Source organism: Actinomadura sp. KC216 (assembly GCF_004348535.1).
Classification (GTDB): domain Bacteria; phylum Actinomycetota; class Actinomycetes; order Streptosporangiales; family Streptosporangiaceae; genus Spirillospora.
The window spans coordinates 1-10,326 of sequence record NZ_SMJX01000291.1 but is presented as its reverse complement, the minus strand read 5'-3'; the positions used below and the strand labels follow the sequence as shown (position 1 = coordinate 10,326).

At 72.1% G+C, this 10,326-nt stretch carries 10 protein-coding genes and 1 pseudogene; 10 read left to right on the top strand and 1 reads right to left on the bottom strand.

The features are described from left to right. From E1264_RS43945 to E1264_RS33845, 3 genes and pseudogenes are all read left to right on the top strand, one after another. Window positions 1-385: pseudogene (locus tag E1264_RS43945) on the top strand (hypothetical protein); the annotation flags it as partial. Next, window positions 382-1,050, top strand: a complete 669-nt coding sequence (locus tag E1264_RS33850) for an NADH-quinone oxidoreductase subunit C (RefSeq protein WP_243711329.1) — start codon at window positions 382-384, stop codon at window positions 1,048-1,050. The pseudogene E1264_RS43945 and the gene E1264_RS33850, both read left to right, overlap by 4 nt. Next, a complete protein-coding gene (locus E1264_RS33845; RefSeq protein WP_132180101.1) occupies window positions 1,043-1,996 on the top strand; it encodes a complex I subunit 1 family protein in 954 nt (317 codons plus the stop codon). The genes E1264_RS33850 and E1264_RS33845 overlap by 8 nt, the downstream gene beginning before the upstream one ends. 16 nt (window positions 1,997-2,012) lie before the next feature. Here E1264_RS33845 and E1264_RS33840 read toward each other — a convergent pair whose 3' ends face one another. After that, complete coding sequence (locus tag E1264_RS33840) at window positions 2,013-2,657, bottom strand: helix-hairpin-helix domain-containing protein (RefSeq protein ID WP_243711327.1); 645 nt, start codon at window positions 2,655-2,657, stop codon at window positions 2,013-2,015. A 237-nt stretch (window positions 2,658-2,894) separates the two neighbouring features. Between E1264_RS33840 and E1264_RS33835 the strand changes: the two genes are divergently transcribed. The 7 genes from E1264_RS33835 to E1264_RS33805 all read left to right on the top strand — a co-directional run. After that, window positions 2,895-3,437, top strand: a complete 543-nt coding sequence (locus tag E1264_RS33835; RefSeq protein ID WP_243711326.1) for an NADH-quinone oxidoreductase subunit I — start codon at window positions 2,895-2,897, stop codon at window positions 3,435-3,437. Beyond that, window positions 3,434-3,982: an NADH-quinone oxidoreductase subunit J gene (locus tag E1264_RS33830; protein WP_132180097.1), complete on the top strand. Its 549-nt coding sequence runs from the start codon at window positions 3,434-3,436 to the stop codon at window positions 3,980-3,982. Before E1264_RS33835 ends, E1264_RS33830 begins: the two co-directional genes overlap by 4 nt. Then, the gene (gene nuoK / locus E1264_RS33825) at window positions 3,982-4,377 is read left to right on the top strand and encodes an NADH-quinone oxidoreductase subunit NuoK (protein ID WP_132180095.1); all 396 of its coding nucleotides are present in this window, start codon (window positions 3,982-3,984) and stop codon (window positions 4,375-4,377) included. Before E1264_RS33830 ends, nuoK begins: the two co-directional genes overlap by 1 nt. Next, on the top strand, window positions 4,377-6,452 hold the full coding sequence (locus E1264_RS33820; protein WP_132180107.1) for an NADH-quinone oxidoreductase subunit L: 2,076 nt from the start codon (window positions 4,377-4,379) through the stop codon (window positions 6,450-6,452). Before nuoK ends, E1264_RS33820 begins: the two co-directional genes overlap by 1 nt. Then, window positions 6,449-7,984 carry an NADH-quinone oxidoreductase subunit M gene (locus E1264_RS33815; protein WP_347813439.1) on the top strand — a complete coding sequence of 512 codons (1,536 nt, stop codon included), beginning with the start codon at window positions 6,449-6,451 and terminating at the stop codon, window positions 7,982-7,984. Before E1264_RS33820 ends, E1264_RS33815 begins: the two co-directional genes overlap by 4 nt. Continuing rightward, a complete protein-coding gene (locus tag E1264_RS33810) occupies window positions 7,984-9,474 on the top strand; it encodes an NADH-quinone oxidoreductase subunit N (RefSeq protein ID WP_132180093.1) in 1,491 nt (496 codons plus the stop codon). Before E1264_RS33815 ends, E1264_RS33810 begins: the two co-directional genes overlap by 1 nt. A 65-nt stretch (window positions 9,475-9,539) precedes the next feature. Then, on the top strand, window positions 9,540-10,326 hold a 787-nt coding region (locus E1264_RS33805; RefSeq protein WP_207936572.1), incomplete at its 3' end, for a M48 family metalloprotease.

Sequence of the window (10,326 nt, the reverse complement as noted above, 5' to 3'; positions counted from 1 at the left end):
GCCCCCGCTCCCCCCACCGCCTCCGGCCGAGACGACGACGGAGCTGCCGGAAGGCGGCAACGGGGTGGCGGGCCCGAACGATGAGACCGTGCCCGTCTGGCATCTCGGCGAGTCCGACCCCGACCCCGAGGCGCAGGGCGGGAGCCCCGCGGCCGAGACCGTGGAGGTCCCGATCATCGAGGAGCCGGCCGCGGGGCCCGACGCGCCGACCGTGGAGGTGCCGGTCGTCGCGGAGATCCCGCCCGGCGTGCATCCGGCCGACGACGTGACCATGCCCGTCCCGCATCTGGAGGACGGCGAGGGCGCCGGCGACGGCCATGATCCGTCGATCATCCCGGGCCTGACCGACGACGGCCACGACGACGAGATCGGCCGCGAGCGGTGAGCGCCGAACAGGAAGGGCGACCCGATCAGCAGGCGCTGGTGGACGCCTGGACGGCCCGCTTCGGCGACGAGATCACCACCGAGGAGACGACCGGCGGCCTCGCCGTCGGGGTGCCGCCCGAGCACTGGCTGGACGCGCTGACCTTCGCCCGCGACGACCTGTCCTGCGGCTTCTTCGACTGGCTGACCGGCGTGGACGAGCTGGACGAGGGCTTCGCCGTCGTCGTCCACGTGTACTCGCTGGAACGCCGCCACCACCTGCTGGTCAGGACGCGCGTCCCGAAGCGCGCGCCCGTCCTGCCGACGGCGACGGGCGTCTACCGCGGGGCGGAGTGGCACGAGCGGGAGACGGCGGAGATGTTCGGCGTGCTGTTCGAGGGCCATCCGAACCTCGTCCCGCTGCTGCTGCCGGACGGGTTCGAGGGCCATCCGCTCCGCAAGGACTTCGTGCTCGCCGCCCGCGTCGCCAAGCCGTGGCCGGGCGCCAAGGAGCCGGGCGAGTCGGGCCACGGCGCGCCGAGCCGCCGCCGCGTCCGCCCGCCGGGCGTGCCCGAAGAGGGCGCCTGGGGCGCCGCGGCGGAACGCGCGGGACGCCGCCGCGCCGCTCCTCCCGCAGACGCGAGCGGGAACTCGGGCTCGGGCTCGGAGGAGGCGCCCGATGCTTGAGATCGTCGTCAAACTGGCGCTGGTCGCCGCCGCGTTCGCGCTGCTGCCGCTGCTCGTCGGGCAGGCCGAGCACAAGGTCATGGCCCACATGCAGGGCCGTCTCGGCCCCATGTACGCGGGCGCCTTCCACGGCTGGGCGCAGCTCGTCGCAGACGGCGTGAAGTTCGCGCAGAAGGAGGACGTGGTCCCGCGCGACGCCGACCGGTGGGTGTTCAAGCTGGCCCCTGGCGTGGCGCTCGTCCCGTATCTGCTGGTCCTGCTCGTGATCCCGATCGGGCCCGGCGGGCAGGTCGCGCTCGACCTCGGCCCCGGGATCTTCTTCGCGCTCGCCGTGATGGGCGTCGGCGTCATCGGCGCGATCATGGCGGGCTGGGCGAGCGCGAACAAGTACTCGCTGCTCGGCGGGATGCGGGTCGCCGCGCAGCTGATGTCCTACGAGCTGCCGATGGTGTTCGCGGCGTCGTCGGTGGCGATGGCGGCCGGGACGCTGTCGCTCCAGGGCGTCGTGGAGGAGTGGCGCTGGTACTGGCTGCCCTGGCAGGCCGCCGGCGCCGTCGTGTTCTTCGTCGCGGGCCTCGCCGAGCTGCGCCGCCCGCCGTTCGACATGCCGGTCGCCGACTCCGAGATCATCTTCGGCCCGTACACGGAGTACGGCGGGCTGCGGTTCGCGCTGTTCCTGCTGGCCGAGTACGCCGGGATCGTGGTGCTGTGCGGGCTGACGACCGTGCTGTTCCTCGGCGGCTGGAAGGGCCCGTTCCTCAACACCGAGCTCGGCTGGCTCTGGACGCTGATGAAGGTCGGCGTGCTGGCGTTCTGCGTGATCTGGCTCCGCGTCAGCTACCCGCGCATGCGCGAGGACCAGCTGCAGAAGCTCGCCTGGGCCTGGCTGGTGCCGCTCTCGCTGGCCCAGCTCGCGCTCACCGGCGTCCTCAAGGTCGCGCTCTGACCCCGCCGACCCGGGGTTACCTGAGGAAGATGGTGAAGTCGGCCATCTCCGGGAGGACGTCCGGCGGGATGTCGACGTCCACCGCCATCTCCTCGACGGACACGAACCCGCCGTGCTCCTCGCGGTGCCGGACGACCCGCTCCGCCAGCTCGGGCGTCATGCCGGGCAGCGCGGCGAGGATCTCCGCGGGCGCGTGGTTGACGTCCACCAGCCCGCCGTCGTCGTAGGTGCGGGGCACGTCCGGGCGGCCGATCCGCAGCTCGCGGGCGAGCGCGGGGTCCTCGGCGGCGAGCGCGCGGGCCTCCTCGCGCAGCGACCTGCGGTACTTGGCGACCTCGATCGCGTGCTCGTTGAGGCGGTTCCGCGGCACCTCGCGCGGGAAGACCGACGACCGCACGGCGAACGCGTGCGCGGTGCCCGCGATCCACAGCAGGATCGCCATGAACGTGCCGAGCACGGTCAAGATCACGTTGTCCAGTTGCAGGAGCGTGATGACGCCCGCCGTCCCGGCGCCGTATCCGGCCGCCGTCGCGCCGAGGTTCCACGACCCGCGCCGGATGGCCGCGTAGAGGAACGAGAACGGCGTCCCGTACCCGAGCGTGATGAACGGCACGAACGCCCACAGGACGCCGCGCGCGGTCTCCTTCGGCGCACTGGGCACGGGCGGGACCGGACGTCCCGGCGGAACCGGTGGGACGGGCGGCCCCGGATACGGGGGACGCCAACCGGGCGGACCGTAAGGCCGCTTTGCAGGCCGCCGCCCAGGGTGGTCCGCGTGCTGACTCACATGCCCTCCCTGCCCGCGACCCGCGCCCTGACCTCGGGGCCTATGCCTGGTTGGACGAACGCGGACGCGAGCGCGTTCCCCCGAAGGCGATCGTGCGCAATCATGGGGCGCGTGGGACGGCTACCAGGAGGCGGGCTGGCCAAGGGGCTGGCGGTCACGTTGCGGACGATGACGCGGCGTTCCATAACGCGTCAATACCCGGAAGTGCAGCCAGACCTGCCTCCGCGCAGCAGGGGCGTCATCGCGCTTTTCGAGGAGAACTGCACCGTCTGCATGCTGTGCGCCCGCGAGTGTCCCGACTGGTGCATCTACATCGACTCGCACAAGGAGACCCTCCCCGCCGAAGGCGGCGGACGCCCCCGCACCCGCAACGTCCTCGACCGTTTCGCCATCGACTTCGCGCTGTGCATGTACTGCGGCATCTGCATCGAGGCGTGCCCGTTCGACGCGCTGTTCTGGTCCCCGGAGTTCGAGTACGCCGAATACGACATCGCGGAGCTGACCCACGAGAAGGACCGGCTGCGCGAATGGATGTGGACGGTCCCGCCGCCGCAGGCGCACGACCCGTCCGCCGAGCCGCCCAAGGAAGTCGCCACCGCTGAGAAGGCCGCCTCGCGCGCCGCCTCCCGCCCCCCGCGCGGGGAGCGGGCATGAGCGGCCAGGAGGTCGTGTTCGCGCTGCTCGGCGTCGTCGCCGTCGGGTCCGGGATCCTGGTGGTGACGACGCGGAACCTCGTCCACGCGGCGCTGTGGCTGGTGGTGTCGTTCGGCGCGCTCGCGGGCGGTTACCTCGTCCTCACCGCCGAGTTCGTCGCCTGGGTGCAGGTGCTGATCTACGTCGGCGCGATCGTCGTGCTGCTGCTGTTCGGGATCATGCTGACGCGGGCGCCGATCGGCGAGTCCGCCGACCTGGACTCCGGCAACCGGTGGGCCGCCGCGACGGTCGCCGCCGCCACCGCCGCCGTCCTGGTGACCGTGGTGCTCATGGGGTTCCGGGACGAGCGGATGCCGCTGCGCGAGGGCTCCGGATCGGCCGAGGAGCTCGGCGCGGCCGTGTTCCGGACGTGGGTGCTGCCGTTCGAGGTGCTGTCGGTGCTGCTGCTCTCGTCGCTCGTCGGCGCCATCGTGCTGTCCCGATCGGACATCCGCCCCCGTCCCGAAGCGGGCGCGGGGGCGGCGGAGGAGGAGGGCGACGGCTGATGCATCTCGCCTACCCGACGGTCGTCGCCGCGCTGCTGTTCTCCGTCGGCGTGTACGGGGTGCTGGCGCGCCGCAACGCGATCCTCGTCCTGATGTCGGTCGAGCTGATGCTGAACGCGGTGAACCTCAACCTCGTCACGTTCGACGTCTGGTACCAGGACCGGCTGCACGGCGGGCAGGTCCTCACGCTGTTCACGATCGTGATCGCGGCGGCGGAGGTCGGGCTGGGGCTGGCGATCGTCCTGCTGGTGTACCGGAACCGGCGGATGGTGGACGTCGACCGCCTCCGCGCCCTGGCAGAGGACTCGTCCCGTCCGGCCGAAGCCGCTGAACCCGCAGGTGCCGCCGCGCCGAAGGCCCGGGAGGCCGGGGCGGTCGAGGAGGCCGCCCCGTGATGTGGCTCGCCTCGCTGGTGGCCCTGCTGCCGTTCGCCGCCGCTTTCGCTGGGATGCTGTTCGGCCCGTCCCTGACCCGCCTGCTCGGCGGCCACCGCCGCCCCGGCACCGGGACACCGCCGGCGCCCGCGGCGCCCCCGCCGCCCGTGCCGCCCGTGCCGCCCGCGCGCAACGGCCCTGCGCTGATCGCGTGCCTGCCGGTCGCGGTGTCGCTCGTCCTCGCCGCGATCGTCGCGTTCACCGTGTGGCGCGACCCCGGCGAGCGGACCGGCTCGCTCACGCTCATCGAGACCGGCTCGGTGCCGATCCGGGTCGGGCTGCAGGTGGACGGCCTGTCCGCCGTCGTCGGCCTCATGGTCTGCTGCGTCGCGCTCGCCGTCCAGGTGTACTCGATCGCCTACATGAGGGACGACGAGCGCTACTCGTCCTACGCCGCGTTCATCTCGATGTTCACGGCCGCGATGCTGCTGGTCGTCTACTCTGGCGACCTCCTCGTCCTGTACGCGGGCTGGGAGGTCATGGGCATCTGCTCGTACTTCCTGATCGGCCACCACTGGGAGGACCGGGCGAACTCGCGGGCGGCGGTCAAGGCGTTCCTCGTCACGCGGCTCGGCGACGCGGGGTTCCTGATCGGCGTGCTCGTCCTCGGCATCGGTGCCGGGTCCTTCGAGATCGGCACCGTCCTGCAGAAGGCGGGGACGATGCCGGACGCGACGGTCACCGCGGGCGCGCTGCTGCTGCTCGCCGGCGTCGCGGGCAAGAGCGCGCAGTTCCCGCTGCACACCTGGCTCCCGGACGCGATGGCGGGCCCCACCCCGATCAGCGCGCTGATCCACGCCGCCACGATGGTCGCGGCGGGCGTCTACGTGGTCGCCCGCGTGTACGAGGTGTTCGTGTCGGCGTCGGCGGCGCTCGCCGTGCTCGGCGTGCTCGCGGTGGTCTCCATGGTGGGCTCCGCGCTCGCGGCGCTGGCGCAGGACGACATCAAGCGTGTCCTCGCCTACTCGACGATCAGCCAGCTCGCCGTGATGGCCGCCGGGCTCGCGGTCGGCGCCAAGTCCGCCGCGATCTTCCACCTGCTGACGCACGGCGCGTTCAAGGCGCTGCTGTTCCTCGCCGCCGGATGCGTGATCGTCGTGGCGGGCTCCAACATGCTGGCGCACTACGGCGGGCTCCGGCGCGGCATGCCCGTCACCTTCTGGTCGATGACGGTCGGCCTGGCCGCGCTCGCGGGCGTTCCGCCGTTCAGCGGGTGGTTCAGCAAGGACTCCGTCATCGAGGCGGCCCAGCACGCGGCTTTCCACAGCGGTTCGTCCGAGGCCGCGTCCGTCAGCGTGAGCAGGGCCCTGTCCGGATCGGAGCTGTCGGCCCTCGGGGCGCTGTCGCCCGACGCCGGCTACCCGACGTCCCATGCCATCGCTTTCAGCGCCGAGGCGCCCGCCCCGGCCTTCCTTGCGGGTTCGACCTACGACGTCGATATTTCGGGCGGGGTCGCGTGGCTGGTGTATCTGGGGCTGCTGCTGACGGTCGCGCTGACGGCGGCGTACGCGATGCGCGCGTGGCTGATGACGTTCTTCGGCGAGCCGCGCGGGACGTTCGAGATCCGCGAGCCGTCCAGGGTCATGTCGTGGACGGTCGCCGTCCTGGCCGTCCCCGCCGCGATCCTCGGCTTCTTCGGGCTCGGCGCCGAGGAGTTGCGCCCTCACGTAGGGGCCGCTCTCCTGAGCCTGCTCCTGGTCGTGCTCGGCGGCGGCGCAGCGTTCCTTACCTGGAACCGTGACCCCGCACTCGATCCTGCGCGCGCGCTTGGCCCGGCCCGTCCGGTCTTCGCGCGGGCCTTCTACGTGGACGAGCTGTACGCGCTGGCGATCGTCCGGCCCATCCGGGCCCTGGCGCGCCACGTCGTGACCTTCGACGCCCGCCGCGTGGACGGCGCCGTCGTCGGGGCCGGACGCGGGGCGCGGCGGCTCGGCGGGTTCCTCCGCGTCCCGCAGAACGGCAACGCGCAGAACTACCTGACCGGCCTGCTCGCCGGTGTCGTCGTCATCGTGGCCGGGGTGGTGATCTTCCTGTGATCTTCGTGCTGATGATGGCGATCCCTTTGGTGGGGGCGCTGGCGCTGCTCGTCCCGGCGAACCGGTTCCTGCGCACCGACACCGCGGTCCGGGTGTTCGGGACGGCGGTGTCCGGCGCGACGCTGCTCGTCGCGATCTCCGCCGCGGCGGCGTTCGACTTCGGCGCCACGTCCCGCATGCAGCTCGAAGTCGACCGGGAATGGGTGCCGGCGATCGCGCTGCGCTTCCACCTGGGCGTCGACGGGATCTCCCTGCCGCTCGTCGTCCTGACCGCGCTGCTGACGTTCCTGTGCTTCCTCTACACGCTGCGGCACCCGCCCGAAGGCGGCCGGATCCGGCTGCTCACCGCGCTCCTGCTCGTCCTGGAGATCGGGCTGATCGGCACGTTCGTCGCGCTCGACCTCGTGCTGTTCTTCGTCTTCTTCGAGACCGTCCTGATCCCCATGTACGTGGTGATCATGCTGTGGGGCGGGAAGGGCCGCCGCGCCGCCGCCACCAAGTTCATCCTCTACACGCTCCTCGGCTCCGGCCTGCTCCTCGCCGGGATGCTGCTCGTCGGCGCGAAGGCGGGCACGCTCGACATGACCGAGCTCGCCGCCCGCCACGGATCGGGGCTCTCGCGCGGCCTCCAGGTCACGGCGTTCGCGCTGATGGGCCTCGGTTTCGCGGTCAAGGCGCCGATGTGGCCGCTGCACACCTGGCTGCCGGACGCGCACACCGAGGCGCCGACCGTCGGGTCGGTCCTGCTGGCCGGGGTGCTGCTGAAGATGGGCACGTACGGCCTCATCCGCGTAGCCCTCCCCCTGGCACCCGACGGAGCGGAGTTCTGGGCCCCGTGGCTCGGCCTCCTGGCCGTCATCGGGATCATCTACGGAGCCTTGGCCTGCCTGGCCCAGCGTGACCTGAAACGGATGATCGCCTACTCCTCGGTCGGCCACATGGGCTTCGTCCTGCTCGGCATCGCGACGCTCACCCCGGTCGGCGTCAACGCCGCGCTGTTCGGCAACATCGCGCACGGCCTGATCACCAGCCTGCTGTTCTTCCTCGCCGGATCGGTCAAGGAACGCTGGGGCACCGCCGACATGAACGCGCTCGGTGGCGGGATGCTCGGCACGTCCCCGCGGCTCGCGTCGATCCTGACGTTCGCGTCCGTCGCGTCGCTCGGGCTGCCGGGCCTCGCCGGGTTCTGGGGCGAGATGCTGGCGCTGCTCGGCGCCTACCGCCCGCACGCCGACCTCCCGCGCGAGACGTTCGTGACGTTCATGGCGGTCGCGGCGCTCGGTGCGGTGCTCACCGCCGCGTACTTCCTGCGCATGCTCTCCAAGCTCACGCACGGCCCGCGCGGCGGCACGAGTCCGGGAGGCGTCCCGGCGGCCGGCCCCGCGCGGCCGGGCTCGCCGGCGGCCGTCTCGGTGCAGGAGTACGCGGCCTGGGTCCCGCTGATCGCGCTCACGCTGCTCGTCGGCCTGTGGCCGAAGACCCTGCTGGACGTGACCACCGAACCGGTCCGCGCCCTGTTCGGAGGCGGCTGATGATCCAGAGCATTGACTACGCGGCGATCGCGCCACCGCTGATCCTCGCCGTCGCCGCCATCGGCCTCCTCCTCGCCGACGCCTTCGAGGCACCCCGCCGCGTCCTGTCCCTGCTGAGCGTCGGCTCCCTGGCGATCGCCCTCCTCGCCGTGATCGCCCTGGCCTTCGGCGACCGCCGCGACACCCTCTGCCTCCCGGACGGCCTGCGCGGCACCGGCCCGCGCTCCTGCTCCTACGTCGCCGACGACTTCACCCTCCTCTTCCAGGGCATCGTCCTGGGCGCCGCGGTGGTCGTCGTCCTGCTCTCCCTCCAGGAGATCACCGACTCCAAGATGCCGGTGGGGGAGTACCACTTCCTCCTCCTCGCCGCCGTGGTCGGCGCGCTGACCCTGGTCGCCGCCCGCGACCTCGTCCTCCTCCTCGTCGCGCTGGAGACCCTCTCCCTCCCGGTGTTCGCGCTGGTGGCGCTGCGCCGCTACGACGGGACGGCGTCCGAGGCCGCGCTGAAACTCTTCCTCGTCTCCGTGGTCTCCACCGCGGTCATGCTCTTCGGGATCAGCCTCGTCTACGGCGCGACGGGCGCCATGCACCTGGACCGCATAGCCCCCGCGCTCACCCGGCTGCCGTCAGACCTGGACCCGGTCGCCACCGCCGGCTCCGTCCTCGTCCTGGCCGGATTCGCGTTCAAGGTCGCCGCCGTCCCGTTCCACTTCTGGGCGCCGGACGTGTACCAGGGCTCCCCGCTGCCCGTGGCCGCGTTCCTGTCCGTGATCTCCAAGGCCGCGGGCTTCGCGGGCCTGGCGATCGTCCTCGCCCTCGGCCTCCCCGCCTATGCCCACGTGTGGGGCCCGACGCTGGCCGTCCTAGCCGCCCTGACCATGACCGTCGGCAACCTCGTCGCCCTCCGGCAGAAGACGGCGATCCGTCTCCTCGCATGGTCATCCGTCGCCCAGTCCGGCTACATGCTGGCCCCGCTCTCCGTCGGCGACGACCGGCTCCCGGAGGCCGTCGCCGCCACGACCGCCTACGTGGCGCTGTACGCCGTCATGAACCTGGGCGCGTTCGCCATAGTGATCGGCTTCCGCCGCCGCACTGCCGGGGCGCTCAGCCCGTCCTGGGACACCCTCGACGACTACCGCGGCCTCGCCCGCCGCAGCCCCGCCGTCGCCACCGCCCTCGCGTTCTTCCTCATCTGCCTCGCGGGCCTGCCGCCCGGCGTCATGGGACTGTTCGCCAAGGTCGTCGTTTTCCGCGCCACCGTCGCGGGCGGCGTCACCTGGCTGGCCGTCGTGATGGCGATCAACACGGCCATCGGCCTGTACTACTACCTGGTGTGGGCCGTGCGCCTGTTCACCCCCGCGGCCGGTCCGTCCTACGATCCGGCGCCCGGAATGCCGGTCCGTGCCGCGATCACCGCAACAGCGACCGCCGCGCTTGTACTCTCAGCCGCCCCGCAAATCGTCCTACAAACGGTGACTCAAGCCACCTAGTGGGAACGTTGACCCAGGTCAACCCGTTGTTCGTGATACGGGGACCGACGGGGAGGCAGGCGGAAGTGCAGTTCAACGGCGTCAAGACGGCGGCGCTGATCGGCACGCTGTCGGCGCTGATGCTGGCGGCCGGATGGCTGATCGGCGGCGGGGCCGGGCTGACGATCGCGCTGATCATCGCGCTCGCCACCAACGGCGTCGCCTACGTGTTCAGCGACCGGATCGCCCTGCGCTCCATGCGCGCCCACCAGGTCGGCGAGGTCGAGGCGCCGATGCTGTACCGGCTCGTCCGGGAACTGGCGACGTCCGCGCACCAGCCGATGCCGCGCCTGTTCGTCTCCGAGACCCGCCAGCCCAACGCGTTCGCCACCGGACGCAACCCGCGCAACGCCGCCGTCTGCTGCACCCGCGGCATCCTGCAGATGCTGGACGAGCGCGAGCTGCGCGCCGTCCTCGGGCACGAGCTCTCCCACGTCTACAACCGCGACATCCTCATCTCCTCCGTCGCCGCGGCCATCGCCACCGTGATCACCTACCTGTCCCACCTGGCGATCTTCATCCCCATCGGCCGCTCCGACGACGACGAGGGTCCCGGCCTGCTCGGCGCGCTCCTCATGCTCGTCCTCGGCCCGGTGGCCGCCGCCGTCGTCCAGATGGCGATCAGCCGCACCCGCGAATACTCCGCCGACGCCGCCGGGGCCCGCCTCACCGGCGACCCGCTCGCCCTGGCCTCCGCCCTCCGCAAGATCGAGGCGGGCACCCGAGCGATGCCGCTGCCGCAGGACCCCGAACTGGCCACCACCAGCTCCCTCATGATCGCCAACCCCTTCACCGGCGCAGGCATAGGAAAGC